Source organism: Bifidobacterium minimum (genome assembly GCF_000741645.1).
GTDB lineage: Bacteria > Actinomycetota > Actinomycetes > Actinomycetales > Bifidobacteriaceae > Bifidobacterium > Bifidobacterium minimum.
This window is the reverse complement of record NZ_JGZD01000009.1, coordinates 284483-303864: the sequence shown is the minus strand read 5'-3', so window position 1 is coordinate 303864 and position 19382 is coordinate 284483. Positions and strand designations below refer to the sequence as shown.

18 protein-coding genes, 1 tRNA gene and 1 pseudogene are annotated in these 19382 nt (G+C 64.2%); 5 read left to right on the top strand and 15 right to left on the bottom strand.

Annotation, left to right across the window (positions count from 1 at the left end; all coding sequences use genetic code 11):
- Positions 1–98: 98 nt before the first annotated feature.
- The 3 genes from rpmE to BMIN_RS05035 form a co-directional block, all read right to left on the bottom strand.
- Complete coding sequence (gene rpmE / locus BMIN_RS05045; RefSeq protein WP_026647570.1) at positions 99–311, bottom strand: 50S ribosomal protein L31; 213 nt, start codon at positions 309–311, stop codon at positions 99–101.
- 183 nt (positions 312–494) lie between these two features.
- Positions 495–568 (bottom strand) — tRNA-Ile (locus BMIN_RS05040).
- Positions 569–724: 156 nt separating this feature from the next.
- A complete protein-coding gene (locus BMIN_RS05035) occupies positions 725–1465 on the bottom strand; it encodes an ECF transporter S component (RefSeq protein WP_022861585.1) in 741 nt (246 codons plus the stop codon).
- Positions 1466–2151: 686 nt separating this feature from the next.
- On the opposite strand from BMIN_RS05035, the pseudogene BMIN_RS09190 reads away from it, so the two are divergent.
- A pseudogene (locus BMIN_RS09190) lies at positions 2152–2283 on the top strand (aldo/keto reductase); the annotation flags it as partial.
- 49 nt (positions 2284–2332) lie between these two features.
- Here BMIN_RS09190 and BMIN_RS05025 read toward each other — a convergent pair.
- The 6 genes from BMIN_RS05025 to BMIN_RS05000 all read right to left on the bottom strand — a co-directional run bounded on the left by BMIN_RS05025 (position 2333) and on the right by BMIN_RS05000 (position 10753).
- Positions 2333–3745, bottom strand: a complete 1413-nt coding sequence (locus tag BMIN_RS05025; RefSeq protein WP_022861587.1) for an NAD-dependent succinate-semialdehyde dehydrogenase — start codon at positions 3743–3745, stop codon at positions 2333–2335.
- A gap of 130 nt (positions 3746–3875) precedes the next feature.
- Positions 3876–4658, bottom strand: a complete 783-nt coding sequence (locus BMIN_RS05020; RefSeq protein ID WP_022861588.1) for a CE1759 family FMN reductase — start codon at positions 4656–4658, stop codon at positions 3876–3878.
- 66 nt (positions 4659–4724) lie between these two features.
- Positions 4725–5990, bottom strand: coding sequence for a CE1758 family FMN-dependent luciferase-like monooxygenase (locus tag BMIN_RS05015; RefSeq protein WP_022861589.1), 1266 nt, complete (start codon positions 5988–5990; stop codon positions 4725–4727).
- A 428-nt stretch (positions 5991–6418) separates the two neighbouring features.
- Positions 6419–7822, bottom strand: a complete 1404-nt coding sequence (locus BMIN_RS05010) for an MFS transporter (protein WP_238565629.1) — start codon at positions 7820–7822, stop codon at positions 6419–6421.
- 362 nt (positions 7823–8184) lie between these two features.
- Entirely contained in the window at positions 8185–9933 is a 1749-nt protein-coding gene (spxB, locus tag BMIN_RS05005; RefSeq protein ID WP_022861591.1) for a pyruvate oxidase, read from the bottom strand.
- Positions 9934–10219: 286 nt separating this feature from the next.
- A complete protein-coding gene (locus tag BMIN_RS05000; protein WP_022861592.1) occupies positions 10220–10753 on the bottom strand; it encodes an NADPH-dependent FMN reductase in 534 nt (177 codons plus the stop codon).
- A 216-nt stretch (positions 10754–10969) separates the two neighbouring features.
- On the opposite strand from BMIN_RS05000, the gene BMIN_RS04995 reads away from it, so the two are divergent.
- A complete protein-coding gene (locus BMIN_RS04995; RefSeq protein WP_022861593.1) occupies positions 10970–12112 on the top strand; it encodes a hypothetical protein in 1143 nt (380 codons plus the stop codon).
- A 46-nt stretch (positions 12113–12158) separates the two neighbouring features.
- Here BMIN_RS04995 and BMIN_RS04990 read toward each other — a convergent pair whose 3' ends face one another.
- From BMIN_RS04990 to BMIN_RS04975, 4 genes are all read right to left on the bottom strand, one after another.
- Complete coding sequence (locus BMIN_RS04990) at positions 12159–12569, bottom strand: VOC family protein (protein ID WP_022861594.1); 411 nt, start codon at positions 12567–12569, stop codon at positions 12159–12161.
- 412 nt (positions 12570–12981) lie between these two features.
- On the bottom strand, positions 12982–14106 hold the full coding sequence (locus tag BMIN_RS04985) for a GmrSD restriction endonuclease domain-containing protein (RefSeq protein ID WP_051126414.1): 1125 nt from the start codon (positions 14104–14106) through the stop codon (positions 12982–12984).
- A gap of 129 nt (positions 14107–14235) precedes the next feature.
- Entirely contained in the window at positions 14236–14841 is a 606-nt protein-coding gene (locus tag BMIN_RS04980) for an NAD(P)H-dependent oxidoreductase (protein WP_022861596.1), read from the bottom strand.
- 19 nt (positions 14842–14860) lie between these two features.
- The gene (locus tag BMIN_RS04975) at positions 14861–15163 is read right to left on the bottom strand and encodes a hypothetical protein (protein ID WP_152595213.1); all 303 of its coding nucleotides are present in this window, start codon (positions 15161–15163) and stop codon (positions 14861–14863) included.
- Between BMIN_RS04975 and BMIN_RS08975 the strand changes: the two genes are divergently transcribed.
- On the top strand, positions 15162–15323 hold the full coding sequence (locus BMIN_RS08975) for a hypothetical protein (RefSeq protein WP_155522362.1): 162 nt from the start codon (positions 15162–15164) through the stop codon (positions 15321–15323). The two genes, BMIN_RS04975 and BMIN_RS08975, sit on opposite strands and share 2 nt — an antisense overlap.
- 390 nt (positions 15324–15713) lie before the next feature.
- On the opposite strand, the gene BMIN_RS04970 is transcribed toward BMIN_RS08975, so the two are convergent.
- Positions 15714–16574: a YwiC-like family protein gene (locus tag BMIN_RS04970; protein WP_022861598.1), complete on the bottom strand. Its 861-nt coding sequence runs from the start codon at positions 16572–16574 to the stop codon at positions 15714–15716.
- A gap of 228 nt (positions 16575–16802) precedes the next feature.
- On the opposite strand from BMIN_RS04970, the gene BMIN_RS04965 reads away from it, so the two are divergent.
- Together BMIN_RS04965 and BMIN_RS04960 are read left to right on the top strand one after the other, a co-directional pair.
- Positions 16803–17045 carry a hypothetical protein gene (locus tag BMIN_RS04965; RefSeq protein ID WP_152595214.1) on the top strand — a complete coding sequence of 81 codons (243 nt, stop codon included), beginning with the start codon at positions 16803–16805 and terminating at the stop codon, positions 17043–17045.
- Between the two features lie 314 nt (positions 17046–17359).
- The gene (locus BMIN_RS04960; protein WP_022861600.1) at positions 17360–17941 is read left to right on the top strand and encodes an isochorismatase family protein; all 582 of its coding nucleotides are present in this window, start codon (positions 17360–17362) and stop codon (positions 17939–17941) included.
- A gap of 60 nt (positions 17942–18001) precedes the next feature.
- On the opposite strand, the gene BMIN_RS04955 is transcribed toward BMIN_RS04960, so the two are convergent.
- Complete coding sequence (locus BMIN_RS04955; RefSeq protein WP_022861601.1) at positions 18002–19375, bottom strand: amidohydrolase family protein; 1374 nt, start codon at positions 19373–19375, stop codon at positions 18002–18004.
- Positions 19376–19382: the final 7 nt, after the last annotated feature.

Below are 19382 nucleotides of genomic sequence, written 5' to 3'. Positions count from 1 at the left end.
GCAATCACGCACCATGGCATTTATGACGTTGCACATACGACGACGCCAGTCCCCCGCGCGGCCACACGGCCGGCGGCATAGGACTGGCGTCGGGAAAGCTACTTGCTCTTCTTGCCGTAGCGACGCTCGAAGCGGGCGACGCGGCCACCGGTGTCGAGGATCTTCTGCTTGCCGGTGTAGAAGGGATGGCACTTGGCGCACACGTCAACGGTCATATGGTCACCCTGCGCGGTGGAACGCGTGACGAAGGTGTTGCCGCATGAGCACGTGACCTGCACGGCATGGTAATCGGGATGAATGCCCTGTTTCATGGATACTCCTCGGGTTTCGGGGGACCCGGGTCGCCTCGCCCCAGCGGCGGGCGTGAACCGGAACCTTGGCAATTGTAGACACGTCCGTGGACTCCCCGTCGCCGGTGCGCCGTGGGAGTATTCGAATCCGCCTTCCGGAAATAAGACGCCCCCCGGAATACCAATGATTCCAAGGGGTTTGCGTGGGGCCCCAGGGGCTTGAACCCTGGACCGACGGATTATGAGTCCGCTGCTCTAACCGACTGAGCTAGGGCCCCGTGCGTTGGAAACCAACGGCACTAGTTTACCAACACCCTCGTCCTTCACAACACGATGGGTCCCCGATGGCGCCACGCCCGGCAAGAGACGTCCATGGACGTCCATGGGAACGGCCTCCATAGGGGACCCGATAATCCCGTCATGACGACCGAACGTCAGTCGATGTCCTTCTCGACCCGACGCCCGGAGGCGAACTGGTACAACGCGCCGGTGCGCGCGATCGCCCTGTACAGCCACCAGCTCATCAATCCGGCGATGATGACTCCTCCGACCATCTCGCTGACCATGTGGATGGTCACGTAGACGCCCGATCGTCCCTGATACATAGTGACCATCAGATACAACCCGTACTCCAGCGCGGTGACCGCTCCGGACGCGACGGACATCGCAAGCGAGAACCGGCGATACCGGGTCACGGCGAAGGGTATCTCGGACGCCACGCCCTGGAGCAGCGCCGACACAATGACGGAGGACACCGGATAGGGATTGCCCAGAACCATTTCCGTAAGGGATCCCACGACGTTGACGAATATCGCGACCCCCGGCTTGCGAACGATCAACAGGGCCAACGGGCCCGAGAAATACCACAGGGCATGCAGGACGCTGGCCAGACCGGGAAGCAGATCACGCAGAATCGGGGAGATGACCGCATACGCGTAGTTGAAGCTCCAGAACACCAATCCGCAGGCCACCCCCAACGCCGCGGCCACGGCGATGTCCACCGTTCTCCACCTCAGGCTCGAGGGAAGTCCGGGAGGCGTCGGTCCGCCCGGCTCCGATTCCGCGGGCGGATTCGCAGATCGCGGGGAATGGATGGCGGAGCCGCCACCGGAGAAATACGAGAAAAGAAAGGATGCATAACCATTCGACGTCGCCGTCGATCCATTACCAGACATAGCGCTCCCAACGCCAGATGACCGCGCACGGCGATGACGGAGATACCCCCGACGGCGCCCCTTGACCTGCGCGGTCCACGGGCGGAGACGCCAAGGCGACACTGTAGCAGCGGCGGGCGTCCCCTACGGAGCGGTATCCACCCATTGGCAGGAACCCCTCCATATGGAGGAGTCGCCAACCCATCGACGTGAGGGAATGATCGACGTGACGGAACGATCCCGCACCCTCCGATGCGACAGTCCCGACCACACCGCAATGGGATCGGAACCGGGTATGACGGAACCAGACTTCACAACCATGGCTTCACAACCATGGCTTCACAACCATGGCCGGGGGCACCGGCGCCGCAGTCATGCCCTGGTACTCGTCACCCGTTCCGGCATCACGCAGCCGTTTCGGAACGCCGCCCATCGAGAAAGGCCAGAGGGTCGTCGACGAAGGTTCGTAGCCCCATCTCCGCCGCGCCCCACAAGGCGGGCCTGCGAGTGCGATTCGGAAGAAGGACGTGGACCTGTGATTCGGGATATCCCAGAACCTGCGTCCGCGACCGGTCCTCGATCCGCCGGGCGAGTCCTCCGCCGAACCGTTCCCAGATTCCTCCCAGAATGACGGTGTCGACATCGAGGATGTTGATGGCCGACGCGATCACCGACGCCATGGCCTCCACCGCGCGATCGACGGTCATGAAAGACAACGCGCGAATCTGGATCTGACCGGCATCGAGCTTGACGACGACGATATGCGACGGATCGCCGATCTGGACAATCCCGAAGGGCGCACGTTCGGACAGGATCCACACTGGCACGAGGAGATGTAGAGCCTCTCGCACGCCCATTCAACGCCGTCGACGATCACGCGGCCGACGATCACGCGGCGACGAGGCCGCCCGCCGGATTCGACAGGTCCGAATGCGGTGCGGTGACGACGAGCTGCTCGTTGACGAAGGCCATCTGGCCGATGCGGCTCATCTCGCGCCCATAGCCGGACATCTTCACCCCGCCGAAGGGCAGTTCGGGCAGCGAGGCCATGAAGTTGTTGACGAACACCATGCCGGTCTCGATGCGTGCGGCGACCTCGGCACCGTGCCGCGGATCGCCGGCGAAGACGATGCCGCCGAGCCCGTAGGGACTGTCGTTGGCGAGCGCCACGGCCTCGTCCTCGTCCTGCACGCGGTAGACGGAGGCCACCGGACCGAACATCTCGGTGCGGTAGGCGGGATTGTCGGGCGTGATGTCGGTGAGGATCGTCGGACGCATGAACTGCCCGGAAAGGTCGATGGGAGCGTCTCCCTCGATGAGGGTGCCCCCCGCGGCGAGCGCGGCGTCCACCTGCCCCTGCAGCTTGGCGCGGGCCTTGGCGGTGTTCATGGGGGCGAGCGTGGTCGCGGGGTCCAGCGGGTCTCCCGGGGCTACGCGGCGGAAGTTCTCCCTGAGCGCCTCGAGGAAGTCGTCGTAGACGGCATCCGCGACGATGAAGCGCTTGGACGAGGTGCACACCTGCCCGCAGTTGTACAGTCGCACGCGCCAGGCGATGTCGTTGACGTCGGCCATGTCGGCGTCGGCCAGCACGATGAACGGATCCATGCCGCCAAGCTCCATGGTGGTCTTCTTCAGCTGCTTGCCCGCCGCCTCGGCGACGGCCCTGCCGCCGCGTTCGGATCCGGTGAGCGCCACGCCCTGGACGCGCGTATCGGCGATGGCCTTCGAGACCTGGTCGTAGGACAGGAACAGGTTCGTCAGCGTTCCGGCGGGGACGCCCGCCTCCTCGACGATCTCGCAGAAGCGCTTCGCCGATGTGGGCGTGTTGGCCGCATGCTTGAGGACCATGGCGTTGCCGACCATGTAGTTCGGCGCGAAGACGCGCATGATCTGGTAGTAGGGGAAGTTCCATGGCTCGACCATGACGACGACCCCGAGCGGATGGTGAAGGACCCGGGCGGAACCGGTGGCGATGGTGTCGATGGCGTCGGGGGCGAGCAGCCCTTCGGCATGGTCGGCGAACCAGTCGGCGATGAGAGCGCACAGCTCCACCTCGCCCTTCGATTCCCCGATGAGCTTGCCCATGTCGACGGTGCAGATGCGAGCGAGCTCGTCCTCATGCTCGCGAAGCTTCGCGGCGACGGCATGGAGCAGTTCGGAGCGATGGGCGAGGGATTCGGTTTTCATCTCCACGTACCGGCGATGTCCCGCGGCGATCGCGGCATCCATCTCATCATCGGTGGCGAAGGGGTATTCGGCGACGACCTCGTTGGTATAGGGGTTCACGGTGCGATAGGTCATGACTACCTCCTTGTAGACACGGCAACATTGTAGGATTCCGTGTTTCGCTGCCCTCCGACGTTTCCGCGGTTCTCGCGTTCGGCGGAAACGCCCTGAGCGAAAGCGGTCCGGGAAGGGCGTCGGCGGACCGTCAGTCGCCGCCGATTCCTCCGGCGGCGAGCCTCATAAGGCTGCTGTCGAAGTCAGGCAATGCCGTGGAGGCCGCCGACGCGGACTCGTCCATCGTCGCGGTGGCGAAGCTTCGGCGATATCCCTTCCCCGCCGCATCGAGCACGGCCCGACGGACCCCGGAGAGGATGAAGGCGCCAAGCTCGCGTCCGGCGCGCCTCTCGCGGTCCGCAAGACCCGCCGACGCCCAGTCGCCGCCGGCGGCCATGATGCTCGTCGGGGCGACGATGGCCCGCAGGAAGGCGAACAGAGAGCGCATGTCGGTGTCCGGAACCAGCGCATGACGGTCCGATCCGCCTGTGGCCGCGACGACGACGGGCATCGCGAGCATGACGTCGGGCTCGGTCACGTCCCAGAACCCCTTGAACAGACCCGAATACGAGGCCTTGAACACGGGGGACGCGGCCACCACGCCGTCGGACGTCGCCACGATGCCGATGGCCTTCTTCAACGCCGGGGAGATCTGGCGGCTGACGGACGCCACTGCCACATCACGCGCCAGCGGACGCAGATCGACGAGGCGGACGGACGTCTCGACGCCGTTGTCCCGCAGATACCGCGTGGCCTCAAGCGCGACGGCCTCCCCCAGCTTCGTGGTGGTCGAGGGATCGCCCACTCCGGCGCTCACCACGGTGATATGACGGTCGGGCGTCCCATCCGCCGACGTCGTCTCACCGTCGGGGACGGTCAGCGTCCCCGACTCCGCATCGCGTTTCCCGTCTTTCCCGCCATCGTTCCCTATCATCGTCGTCCTTCCTCCCTGCTCGTCGTCCCGATCGGGACCTTCCGCATTCGATTCCGCCCATCGCCGTCACAGATCCGGCAGACTCACCTTCACGGACGAATCGGTGTCGACGTAGGGACTGGTCCCCGTGACGTTGTCGCCTCGGTTGGCGTTGGGGCGGGGCTGTCGGGGCTGTCCGTCGCCGTACCGGGCCTTGACCATATCGGCGTGGGTCGGGGTCCGCACGGCATCGGGCGAGCGCAGTGACGCGAACTCGCGGCGGAGCACCGGGAGCACCTCCGATCCCAGCATGTCCATCTGCTCAAGCACCGACGACGCGGGAAGACCCGCATGGTCGACGAAGAACATCTGTCGGGCGTAGTCTCCGTAGATTTCATGCTGGTGCAGGACGCGGTCGATGATCTGCTGCGGAGAGCCGACGAGCAGGGGCGTCTCGCGCATCATCGTCTCCAGCGAGGGACCGCCCTTGTACACCGGAGACTCGTCGAAGTACGGACGGAACTCGCGGATGGCGTCCTGGGAGTTCCGTCGGACATACACCTGAGCGGCCACGCCCACGACCGCCTGACGCCGCGTCCCATGCCCCCAATGCTCGAAACGCTCGCGGTACAGGTCCACAAGCCTGCGGAAGTGGTCCTCGGGCCAGAAGATGCCGTTGGCGAAGAAGCCGTTGCCGTAGAATGCGGCCTGTTCGGCTATCTCGGGGGTTCGGATGGATCCATGCCAGACGAAGGGCGGAACATCGTCGAGCGGACGGGGGATCGACGTGAATCCCTGAAGGGGCGTTCTGTACTGTCCCTTCCAATCGACCACGTCCTCATGCCACAGGCGATGGAGGAGATTGTAGTTCTCCAACGCCAGCGGGAGACCCTCGCGGATGTCCTTGCCGAACCACGGATAGACGGGTGCGGTGTTTCCGCGTCCCAGCATCAGGTCGACGCGCCCCTGGGCGATGTGCTGGAGGACCGAATACTCCTCGGCCAGACGAACCGGATCGTTCGTCGTGATCAGCGTGGTCGAGGTGGACACGGTCAGCCGCGTCGTGCGCGCCGCCACCGCCGCGAGGAACGTGGTGGGGGATGATGACCAGAAGGGCGGATTGTGGTGCTCCCCTATCGCATAGACGTCGAATCCGGCCTGTTCGGCGTGGACGGCCTCGTCCAGGGAATCGGTCAGCCGCTGCCCCTCGCTGGGCGTCACACCGCTGACGGGATCGCGGGTCACGTCCGAGACGCTCATGATCCCGAATTCCATGTCACCAGGGCGAGCCACCGACGGCTTGCTTTTGTTGGCGTCGATTATCGCCGCGATCTGTTCCTCGGCACTGGCCATGACGATCTCCTTAGATGCCGTTTCAAGGCTGTGAAACACTGCTTTCCCGCTTGTTGATGGCCTCAATCTATCATCGCGGAACCGTGCTTCGGCGCGGTATTCGCCGTGGGAATACCTCTTTTCGACATATATGAGATGCCCGCAGAAAACAGGAATCCGCGACCGGCACGCGAAGCCACGCTCCACCACCGTTGACGACGACGTCACGGCACAGTACGACACGAGGCCACGGCCCGGTACGACGTGACGCGGCACGGCCCGGTACGACGCAACGCGGCCCGGTACGGCCTGGTACGGCACGACGATCCAGCAAAACCAGGATCCGACAAAACCGGGATCCGACAAAAAGAAACCGGCGCATCCCACATAGAAGACGCGCCGGAAACGATATGGCTGACGGCGGATCGATCCGCCGTCAGTGCCCGCCGTCAGTCGGAGACGCCCAGATCGCCGTTGTAATCCATATCCTTCGTCTCATGCGTCAGCAGCAGAGCCACAAGAGTCAGAACGGAGGCGGCCGCAAGATACACGCCGACCATCCATGTGCTTCCCCCCGCCGCGCTCCAGAGAGCTGTGGCGATGATGGGGGCCAGAGCCGCGCCGATGATGGAGCTGACGTTGTAGGCGATCGCCGATCCGGTATAGCGAACGTTGGTGGGGAACATCTCGGGAAGCAGCGCGCCCATCGGCCCGAAGGTGAAGCCCATCAGAGTGAAGCCCAGAATGAGGAACGCCTCCACAAGCGCACCGGAGAACGAGGTCCCGCTTTTGTCATCCAGAAAGATCGGGAACATCAGCGCGAAGACGATGATGATAACCGTCACCCAGATAAGCAGCTTGCGTCTTCCGACCACATCCGCGAGAGGACCGGACAGCAGCGTGAACAGACCGAAGAACACGACGCCGATGATCTGCATAAGAACGAAATCGGTGTATTCGATGCCCAGCCCAGCAGGTGACGCCGACGACGACGCGGTTCCATACGTGAGGCTGAAGGTGGTCATGAGATAGAAGAGGACGTAGGTGGCCAGCATCGCGAAGGTTCCCAGCACCACGGCCTTGAAATGATGGCGCAGAGTGTCGAACAGCGGCACCTTGACGATCACGCCCTGCTTCTCGGCCTGTTTGAAGGTCTCGGATTCGGCGAGCTTCGACCGCACCCAGAGGCCGATCGCCACCATCACCGCACTGAACAGGAACGGAATGCGCCACCCCCACGACAGGAACGCATCGGACTGCATCGCGCTGCCGTCCGGATGGGGAAGCGAGTAGTTGATGATCAGGAACAAGCCGTTGGCGATGATGAATCCGATGGGCGCCCCCAGCTGCGGGAAGGTGCCGTACAACGCCCTTTTGTTCTCAGGCGCGTTCTCCGTGGCCACAAGGGCGGCGCCGGACCACTCGCCTCCCAGAGCGAACCCCTGGGTCAGACGGAGGATGAGCAGAAGCGCGGGGGCGAGTATCCCGACCTGACCGTAGGTGGGAAGGATCCCCACGCAGAAGGTCGCGACGCCCATGGTGAGCAGACATGCCACCAGCGTCGCCTTGCGCCCGCTTTTATCGCCCATATGCCCATAGAAGATCGCCCCGACGGGACGCGCGACCATGGCCGCGCCAAAGACTCCGAATGACGCCAGAAGCGCGGCGGTGTGGTTGACGGAGGGGAAGAACAGTTTGGGGAAGACCAGAACCGCGGCGGTGGCGTACACGTAGAAATCGTAGAATTCGACGGTCGTTCCCACGAGGCTCGCGCCGATCACCTCGGCCGGCGAATTCAATGGCTTATGGGCCGCAGCGGAACCATCCGCCTGCGGCAGGGATTGTGAGGACACTGTCCCTCTCTTTTCTCTCACTGCATAGGACACCCATGGTGCGGGGCCTTGAATAAGCTCACGCCGACGGTCGGCATCCACGTCGCCACCCTGGTGGGATGACGCGGTCCGCGGTCGACGCGACGGATGTCCTTATGGGACGTGTCGCCCAGCGATAATACGGCACGACACACGCGCCAGTCCAGAGACTTCCACCATGAAAGACCCCGGATCCCCGTAATGTGAGGCATGTCACAGTCATGTCGTGCAGCGCCGCTTCCGCGGCACATAACGTGTGCCCGGCGCGATCCCCACACACCGGGCACACGAATCAGGCCACCGGGCGCGTCCAATCTCCGGGACGCGCTCAGCGGCCAGCAGGATCAGGCCTCCCGCTCAAGCCAGTAGTCCAGGGCCTTCAGCGGCTGGGCCTCGTACTTCTCGGTGAACTCCTTGACCAGCGCCGGATCGTCATGCTCCGACAGGTGCATGTACATCGTGGTGAAGGGCATGTCGCCGGTGAGCTTGACGTCGATGACGGACGGACGGTCCGCGGCCTTGGCGGCGGCGAAGGCCTCACGGGCCTCGTCGAGCGTGCGCACGGTGAATCCCACGGCGCCATACCCCTCCCCGACCTTGGCCCAGTCCGTGTCGATCAGATCGACGCCGGACAACGGCTGATGGGAGTCGTCCCGCTGCTCGGCCTCGATGAATCCCAGCGTCTGGTTGGAGAACACGACGTTGATGACGGGCAGATGGTACTTGACCTGCGCCAGGATCTCCTCGCTCATCATGGCAAAACCGCCATCGCCACTGAGAGAATAGACCGTCGACTTCGGATATTCGAGCTTGGCGGCCACCGCGGCGGGAACCGCGTACCCCATCGTGGCGTGCTTGCCCGAGGTGGACCACCTGTTCGTCGGCACCAGATGAGCGAGACGGGCGAAGTTGATGTTCACGTTGCCGACGTCGATCATGAAGATGTCATCGGGGTCGCTCTGCTCGTTGATGATGTGGAATATCGGCTCCGGACGCAGCGGCTCACGGGGATCCTCGTTGAAGGAGGCGATCCACTCCTCCCAGTTGCGCTTGCTCGCGAGGCAGGCCCGGTAGAACGGGGTCTCCGGAAGCTCCCTGCCGGCGTCGAGGATCTCGCGCAGCGTGAGCTTGGCGTCGGCGAGGATGGCGAGGGCCATCTGCGGCTGCAGGCGCTTGCCGAGCTTCTCCGGATCGTTGTCGATCTGGATGACCTTGGCGTTCGGCCCGACGATTTTGGCCGCGAAGGGGTTGTCGTTGCCGACCCACAGGATGAGGTCCGCGGCGAAGCCCGCCTCGGTGGCGGTCTTGGTCGCGACGCGGCCCGAGGAGCCGAGGAACGCCGGATCGGTGTCCTCGACCACGCCCTTGCTGGGATGCGTGGAGACCATCGGCATCTTGAACTTGCGGGAGATCTCGACCAGTTCGTCGTGCGCCGTGCTCGCGCCGCGGCCGAACCACAGCAGCGGGGCCTTGGCGGACTCGATAAGCGAGACGGCCTTCTCGACGAGGTCGTGATGGGGCTGCACGGGCAGCGGCTTGCGGAAGTTGCGCGCCGTGGCGACGGCGTCGACGTTGAACTCGATGGGCGTCCACGCGAGGTCCTTGGGAATGGTGATGACGGCGACGCCGCTGTGCTTGTACGCCTGCCGGATGGCCTCATCGACGAGCGCGGGAAGTCCGGCGGCATTGGTGGCGGTACGGTTGAAAACCGCCACGTCGGCGAACATCGGCTCCTCATCCATGGCCTGGAAGAAGTCGATGTTCATGAATTCCATAGGAACCTGACCGACCAATGCCAGCACGGGGACATGATCCTCGCGTGCGTCGTACAGGCCGTTGAGCAGATGGACGGCGCCGGGCCCCGACGATCCGAAGCACACGCCGATGCGGCCCGTGAGCTTGGCCTCCGCCGAGGCGGCTATGGCGCCGCCCTCCTCATGCCTCACCTGGATGAAGTCTATCCGATCCCTCTCGTTGTGGATCGCGTTCATCATCGAGTCGAAGGAGCCTCCCGGAAGCCCGTATATCCGCGGGATGTCCCATTGCTCCAGAACCCGAAGAACAGCATCCCCGGCGTTGATCATCCCTGTCATGAATACCTCCTTGTATCCGGTCGGCGGCACGCGCGCTTCCAGACGGCACGTACTACAAAGCACGATACGACCCGGCATTGCGCCCACCAGCGTAAATCCCGGGTCCTGTGGCCAACATCACACGCCGATCCATCCGGGTCGCCGAAAACCGTAAATCCGCATATGACGTGGGGCGCCGGAAACCCATGATCCATGGATTCCGGCGCCCCACCATCCGTGTCCGCCACATCATGCGACGCGGACATCGGTATCGCCGCAGGTGACGATGACGACCGTCACACGGCCGTCACGCGGTGCGGACGTGCTCCGCGAAGGCCTGCGCATATCCCTTGAGGAAGGCCTCGGAACTCTCGTTGGCCTGACCGTCCTCGCCGAGTCCGGCGCTGGCGTTGAAATAGACCTCGGGCTGTCCCAGAACCTTCATATCGAGGAAAAGGAGGACGTTGCGCAGCTGCGCCTGCGCCTGCGTGGCCCCCAGAGCGCCGATGGACGCGCCCACGAGTCCGGCGGGCTTGCCCGCGAAGGAGTTCTTGCCCCACGGACGCGACGCCCAGTCGATGGCGTTCTTGATGACGCCGGAGAAGCTGCGGTTGTATTCGGGGGTGACGAACAGGACTCCGTCGGATTCCTCGACGAGCTTCTTGAGCTCCACGACCTTCGCCGGCAGATCGGCGTCGAGGTCCTGATTGTAGAGGGGGAGATCAAGATCCGCATACCGGAACTCCAGGCCGTCCGGGGACAGACGTTCGATGTTCCTTGCCAGGGCCTTGTTGACGGAGTCCTTGCGCAGGGATCCGACGAATACCGCGATTGTGGTCATAACATCCTCTTTACGTGATGATGGTGGTCAATATGGCTAAGGTGGGTCCGGCGACGACGGACGCCTACGGACGACGGAACCGCGAACCGTCCCTCCACCTCGATCGGACGGATCCGGTGCGACCCGACGGGACGCCCTTCTGGCGAGTCCGACGGCTCCATACTAGAAAACCGTTTTGCCGGCCCTCCGGGAATTGTGCTGAGAGAGGAGATACGCATGGGCACATCCACCCTCCATGTCATCGGACCCCCAGGCTGGGTGGCCGAGGAGTTCCGCCGGGGGATCGCGGAGGGCCGTGGCCGCGCGCCGAACGGAGCCGTCACGAACGTCGTCGCGCATGACGGGCTTTCCCCCGTCGAAGACATCGGCGAGGAGGACGCCATATGGTCCTCCCCCGGCACGCTCATCGCTCTCGACGACTGGCGCCGACGCCACGGACTGCCGCCGCTGCAACTCACCGCGCCCGCGGCGGACGCCATCACCCACCTGCCGTATCCGCTGACACGACACCGGGTTCTCGTCGCCCGCGCCGGGGACATCGTCTCGGGACGCGCCTTCGATGGCACGATCCCCGGATCGCCTCCCAACGCTTCCTGTCCTGCCGACCGTCCTGCCGATCCTCTCTCCGACGACGACGATTCCCTCTCCGACGATTCCCCCTTCTCCGGCTCCTTCTCCGCGCTGGACGAGCGTCCATGGTCGCGCGTGGCATCGGGACGCGTCTCGGCGTTCCGGGCGGCGAGACGCGACGTCGACGAGCTGCGGCGAGATCTGGTTCGGGCCCACGCCCCGGCCGATTCGCTAATCGAGGTGGCCGGGAACGTGAAAGGTCTCGCCGAGGAATGGTGTGCGGTCGTCGATCCCGCGATGGGAAGGGCCGTGGCCTGTTCGGGCGTATGCGTCCATCCCACGCCGGGGGGCATGGACGTCGTCACCGTGTTCGACGGAGCACGCTTCGACTCCGGCCACCGCGAGGCGGTTCTCGACGTCGCCGCCGCCACGGCCCGGACTCTGGCTCCAACTCGGGCCCTAGCGGCAGGGTCGACGACCGACGAACATCACATCCCCCCTCCTCCGGTGAGCCTGCTCCTCGGCATACCGGTCGACACGGCTACGCCCGTCGTTCTGGAAATCGACCCCGTCTGGTGCACGACGCCATATCCCTTCGGATGCAAGGGTATGGAGGCCTTCGTCGACGCCATCGCCCGATGCCGTATCGATTCTTCACCCGCGGGAGACGCCGTCGGCGACGGATCGTTCGTCTGGGTTCCCGACCCGTGGATGACGCGGGAGTTCTCGCGGCGCTACCGGGGGTTCGATCCCGTCCGGGGGTTCAATCCAGCCGGCTCCGGGGATTAATCAGGAAGCCGGCGGCCGGATGCGGTCCGAGGAAGCGCCGGCACGCCTAACGGTCGGACCCCGCCCAATCGACGACGGCCTCGATGTTGTTGCCATCGGGGTCAAGCACAAAGGCCGCATAGTATCCGGGATGGTAGGCGCGTGGACCCGGAGCGCCGTTGTCCGTGCCGCCGGCCTTCAACGCGGCCTCGTGGAACGCGACGACGTCGGACCGGTCCTTGGCGCGGAAGGCGATATGCGTGACCGGAGTCGCACGTCGCTGCGTACCGGACGCAACGGAATCACCCTCCGCCGGAGAGACATAGAAGTCGGCGCGAGGAGTGCCGTCATCGACGCCGAATCCCAGCGTCGGCGCATGATGCGCCTTGACGACGTACCCCAAAGGGGCAAGCGCCTGACGGTAGAAGCTGATGGAACGGTCGATGTCGCTGACCCTGAGCGTGATGTGGTCGATCATGCCTAACACGCTAGTCCGAGCATACCGTTCACGACGCCATGGCCATCGCCCGACCATCTCCGCGGGGCCCACTTTCTCGATCCCCTACCCCTGAGATCCCCTACCCCTGACCCCGCGGGTCCGGCGAACGAGGCCGGGGCTCCGTCGACCCATGTTTCCCTTACGTCGAAGTCCACGGAAGTCCACCCGGAAGCCCTCTTGGGATTCCATCTGAAAGTCCATTCGCCAGAATCCCCATCCCAGCGAATGCCCAGAAACCGTCCAGTGCTTTCCCGTGTCTGTCCGCTTCGTCCTTTGTCCCCTTCGTCCCAATGCCTGCTCCAGAGCCGAGCACCGAGTGTGACGCGATTATTCGAGGCTAATCGACATTCGAGGCTATTCGGCATTCGAGAAGGCCATTGCGCATTCGACGCTATTCGCAGGCGATGCCGTCGCCGTCACGGTCGAGTTTGCGGCTGTATCCCGGATCGGTGCTGCGCAGAGGGGCCTTGCCTGCGGCTCGAACCGCCGTGCAGTTCTGGTAATACGCGGAGGAGCCGGAGGACGCGTTGGACTTCGCGGATGACGTGGCCCGCGAGGTCGCCCTCGGAGTGGCCCGCGCCGTGGCCGTTGACTTGGATGCGGGCGTGGAGGACGACGATCCGGAAGACACCGAACCCGAAGACACCGAGCCGATCACCCCGCCGCCGGCGGGCACGGTCTGCGTGGGGCATCCGGACAGCACGCGAGCCATGGCGTCGTGCTCGGCCCTCGTCACCCACAGACCGTATCTGTGCTTGACGCCGATCTGGCGCGCTACGTACTGGCAGCGGAAGGATTTGTTGGACGGCAGCCAGGTGGCGGCGTCACCGTCGCTTTTCTGCTCGTTGGCCGGCCCATCTACGGCAAGCAGATTGTAGGGATCGTTGGCGAACCGCTCGCGCGTCAAGGAATCCAGCTTCTGCGCCCCCGTCTGCCAGGCGTTCGACAGCGCCACGACGTGATCGATCTGCACGGCCGTGGAGGTCTTCTCCCCGCGCACGAAGCCGATGCGTCTGCCGGTGTAGGGGTCGTTGAGCGTTCCCGTGGCCACGATGCAGTCATGGGTGCCGGATCTGTAGGTCCTGCCCGTCAGATCGCGGCTGAGGATGTCGTTGCGCGTGTCGCAGCCGTTGTGGTCGACATCCGCCCATGCGGTGCCGAACTGCGATCGCGAATATCCGGTTTTCGGCGCACGGCCCTTGATGGCGAGTGCGGCAAGGACCGTGGTGGCCGGGACTTCCCCCGAGGTGGACGTGGAGGATGCGCGCGACTCCTCCGTCGAGGAGGACGATGCGGACGCAGTCCCCGAGGCCTGCGATTCCGCGGACGAGGACTCCGATTCGGATGCCGATGACGACGCCGATGTGGTCGGTGACGAAACCGTGGCACCGGCATCGCCCGATCCCCCGCATGCGGCGAGCGGGGCAAGCATCGCCGCCGATGCGACGACCGCCGCGACGATCCGCGGGATCCGATCGCGCCGGATCCGGCCCGATGACGCCGACGATCGTGACAACGCGGACTTCATCGAATGCCTACGCATGACACCTCGCTCGCTCCCGTCGCCGGACTCCGTGCTCCTGCGGAATTCCCATGCCCCGAACAATCCATTTCGTCTATTCTTCGTCTGGTCTCGATCGGCCGTTCACTTCGAGCCGAGCGACTCCCCCATCACGCGCAGACGTTCAAGCTGCTCGGCGACGGCCTGACGCCGCTCGGGATCGTCGTCCCCCGAGATGAGGTTGTCGATGTAGACGATCCGCGAATCCTCGACACCGCAGTATTTGGCGAGTGTCTGACGGCGGATCTGGTTGTCCAGGGCCTCGCCGATCCCGTCGGATTCATACCAGCCCTGCGATCCGCCGGTAAGCATGATGATCCTCACCGTCTTCCCCGCCAGAGCCCCCGGCTCCCCCGACGGATTGTAGGCGAAGCCCCGGCAGACGACGCGGTCGAACAGGCCTTTGACCATGGCGGGCATCGTATACCAGTAGACGGGGAAGACAAGAGCGATGACGTCGGCCTTCTCCAGCCTGCTCTGGATGGCGGCCACGTCACGCGGAACGGGGCCGTGCCCCAGATAGTGCAGGCGGTCGGCGAGCGTGTAGACGGGATTGAAACCGGAGTCGTACAGATCCAGCACGTCGACGTCGGCCCCGGCGGCGCGTGCGCCCGTCGCGAAGGCATCGCCGGCCGTGTCGGTGAGTGACGCGGGATCGGGATTGCTTGTGATTACAAGAACGCTAGTCATAGGCCCATCATAAGCCGCTCTACCACAGGACATGGGAGCGTTGACGCTCCGTCCGGCGCGAGGAGTCGGCATGGATGCGCCCCCATCGGTCGATGCTCCAGGAACCGGATCTGAGGATCTCCACCTCCTGGACGCTGAGAAGGAAGCCTGCGAACTCGTCGACGTGCGGATGCCGCCGGGCGGCCGCGGTGAAGACGCCGAGGCAGTCGACTCGGATGGAGTCGATGGAGGACGAGATCCTCCCGTGCAGATGCCGTTGAAGCGCGCGATACCGATCCGGCATCATGTTATCGGGCTCGGGGTGGTCATCCCCACCTCTCATGCTCCGAACTTCCGATTCGTTCTGGATTCCCTTCGCCGTGCTCATCATCCGGCCCTCCTTCTTCCTCACCGTCACCTATATCGTCACTGTGCCGTGGCCTTTCCTCTTAGTGGACACTTCCGTGATACGCAAGGCCGGTGATGTCTGCATGAGCTTCTGATGAACGCCGCGTTAAAACGGAAGAACTTCTTGTTCTCACGTCGAAGATAGGCAAAAGATCAGCGATTTCCGCGTCATAATACCAACGCCGCTTCGTCATCATTTTCTTTTGCCGTTGCATGCCCTCGGCATCCCGCGTTCTTGCCATCCCGCGTTCTTGCCATCCCGCGTTCTTGCCGTTCCGCGTTCTTGCCGCACCGCGTCTTAGCTGTTCCGAGCCCCTGTTGTTCCGAGCCCCTGTTGTTCCGAGCTCCTGATTCCGAGCTCCTGCCTTCGCCATACCACGCGTCACCCTTCGCGCGGGACGGAATCGGCCACGACGTCCCGGGGACGGAAAACGGCATGGCGGTGCTGATCCCGAAAAATGCGGCGGAGACCGACCCAGCTTGGTTCAGAGAACGCCGATGAGAATCACCACGAACGCCACGGCAAGAACCACGCCCTCCTCAACGCCGACGTACAGGGGTCGGATGCGTTCGGATCGCATCGGCAGCATGATCGCCCGCAGAAGAAGGACGACGGCGATCGCACCCCACAGGGGCTGCACGAGGAATCCGGCGGCCGCCATCGCGGCATGCCAGAGGACGGAGAGGATATGGTACCGGGGATCGCCGAATTTGCGGATCATCGTCTTGACGAACAGCGCGGAGCCGTATTCGACCATGAGGAAGGCCATGGCGGCCACCAACGCCGCACGGGGTATATCCGACGGCCGGAAGCCGGCGACGGCCGATCCGGCGATCGCTCCGATCAGAGAGGCGGCGACGACGTCGGCCGCATTGGCCCATAGGGATCGTTCCCGATGCGTGTAGGCGGCCCAGAGTGACAGCCCTGCGAGCACAAGATAGACGGGCGCCCACCACAGGATGGCCGAATGAATGACGACAAGCGGCAGTCCGACGACGGCAAGGGCCACGCCGTAGACGATCATCGGCGTCAGGTAGCGGTGGACGCGGCGGGAGACCAGCCATCGGGCCGCGGTGAACTGGACGCAGTAGCACAGCGCCCAGGCGAGCAGCAGCCATAGGTCGCGCAGCCATACACTGGACGCGGACGCCCCGAAGCGGAGTGCAAGAACCCCGGCGATGATCGTCCCGGCGAGTCCCGGGGCCAGTACCATCATCCATGCGCCTGGCTGGGTGGAGATCCACAGCCGGCGGCGCTGCCGGGCGGTCAGGTGTGGATGGGACGGGGCGTGAGCCACGGATGACGAGGATCCTCTTCCGACCGCATCCCTGCCATTCGTCGCCATCGTCGCATACCCGCCATTCCCCGGGCCTGTTCCCGGAATCACCTGTCAGCCGTCTCCAGAGTATCCCGAGGACGCGGTAGTGGGAAGACCGGCAGATCATGAAGAACGGCGGATCATCTAGAGCAAACGTGGAAACCAGTATCCTTACAGTAGAAGCGGCAGTGGATGAATATACGTATTCAAGACATCCTTCAAATGTACTGTCAACTGAAAGGGCAGGGATCTGACATGGCAGGCAAGAACAACCATCCATTGGCATCATCATTGAGAAACATACTCGTTGAGTTAGTCAAAGACCCCAAAATGCTTATGATTCTTCTCCTGCAACTTGTATGCGCCTTCACCCTGGTCGCCATCGGAATTAGCAGCGGCAGAATCGCCGTTGCAATCATCGGCGTTGCATTTGCCATTCTTGCGGCTCTCGATAAATGGCTCAGTTACAGAAAAATATCGGTGGAAGAAAAACGCTAGATGCCAACTGCGGGTAAAGCCAAGAAGATTCGATCTTACATATACCCGTATGAGATTGCTGCCCCCATTCACTTTGTAGTGGACCGCCGTTTGAAGGGATAGCAGGCGTGGCATGGGGACCGCGCACGCGCATTCCGTCCTCGTCAGACCATGGGGCATCCGAACCCGACAGTACCGGTGATGAGCTGGACTGACGGGCAGGAAGCGGAGCGCGATCAAGCTGCGAGTAATCGGCTGCGGTCGCGCGGTTGAGTCTGAATATCATGTAACAAATCCGACCCCCACCGCCGCGCTCCCCCGCCTACACTGGCCTCATGACGACAGCTCTTCTCATCATCGACGTGCAGAACGACTTCACGGAGGGTGGCGCGCTCGGCGTGACCGGCGGCGACGCGGTCGCCAGAGGCATCACCGCCTACCTGCGAACCCACAAATCCGACTACGACGTGGTCTTCGCCAGCCGCGACTGGCATACCGCGAACAGCACCAACGGGGGCCACATCGCGCTGCCGCCCGACAAGCCCGACTACGTGAACACCTGGCCCGTCCACTGCATCGCCGGCACCCCCGGCGCCGACTACGACCCCGGCCTCGACGCCTCGCTCGTCGACGTGCACATCCGCAAGGGGCAGAACGTCCCCGCCTACTCGATCTTCGAAGGCACGGACGACTCCGGCCGGTCCTTCCCCCAGACGCTCGACGCCCACCACGTCACCGACGTGGACGTGGCCGGCATCGCCACCGACTACTGCGTGAGGGCCTCCGCGCTCGACGCGCTCCGCTCCGGCCGCCGCGTGCGCGTCCTCACCGACCTCGTCGCCGGCGTCGCCCCGCGGACCTTCCAGACCGCGCTCGAGGAGCTCGCCAAGGCCGGAGCGACACTCGTCCGATCGTGACGCGAGGGCATGCCGGACGATGCGATCCACCGATCATCCCCGTCAATACGATCGTCCCCGTCAGGCAAAGGGTTCGGGGACCGTCCGGCCTGCGATCCAACGTTCGAGGATGTCACGGTCGTCACCGTCGTAGATGAAGCGCGCCAGCTTGCCCTCCGGCGGCAGGTCCAACGGATTGCCGTCCTCCTCGCGTATGACGAGGGCATCGAAGTCACATCCGGGCTCGAAGGTGCCCACCCTGCCACGACCGATCGCCCCGAAGAACTCCCCCGGCCGCTTGGTCGCCATATAGAAGGCCTCGGAAAGCGCAAGCGGACGGTCGTTCTCATGCCCCGTTTCGAAGGTCTTGGCCTTGGAGGTCTCGATGGCGGAAACGATCTGCCGGGGCATGGACGGATCATGCCCGGCGGCCACATCACTGGCGACGCACACCTTGATTCCCGCGTCGAGGTCCCTTCTCACGGGCATGAGACCGCTGGCGAGATTGAGATTCGACTGTGGGCAGTGCGCCGCCCACACCCCACGCTCGCGGAGCAGCCGGCGTTCGGTCTGCGTCATCCAGATGCAGTGGGCCATGATGGTGCGTCCCTCGGGCATAAGACCGAAACGGTCGTACACCTGCGCGTAGGTGGGGACGTCGGGATGCAGTCTGCGCACCCACTCCACCTCGGAGCGGTTCTCGTCGAGATGCGACTGCACGGGAAGGCCGAACTCGCGCACGATCTCCCCGAGTCCCTCCATCAGCTCCGGGGTGGTGGAAGGCACGAAGCGCGGAGTGACGACGTATCCGATGTCCGGCGTCGCGGCTCGGGACTTCCCGATGATGCGCCGCGTGCTCTCGAGACTGTCGCGGGTGCTCTCGAGAAGCTCCTCCGGGGCGTTGCGATCCATGTTGACCTTGCCGACGACGGGTCGCAGTCCCGATTCCTGGCACAGTCCCATAAGCATCAGTGTCGATTCCTCGTGAAGCGTCGCGAAGGCGCTGAAGCGCAGGGTGCCAACCCTCCATATGCGGTGCAGGAAGCGCCGATACCATGTCCCGGCGACCTGCGGATCGGCGAAATGCGATTCCACGGGAAAGGTGGTGTTCTCCAGCCATCGCAGAAGCTGCTCGTCGAGCCCTACGCCCGCCATCGGATACTGCGGGGCGTGCACGTGCAGGTCGACGAAGGAGGGGATGACAAGACACCCACGTCGATCGATGACGCGGGGCTCCGGTTCCCCGGAATCAACGGTGGACCGCGGCGCAGCGTCATCGGTCGGAACGATGCGGTCGCCGGAAGCGCGGGTGCCGCGGAGTCTGATGTCCGAGGGCGAGCCGGCCACCTGCGTCACGCGCCCGTCGTCGCCTACCGCAACGCATCCATCCTCGAGCACGGTGAAACGGTCGGGCCTCGGAGTGAAGACGATGTCCCCACGGATGATGATGGTCATGGCCGCT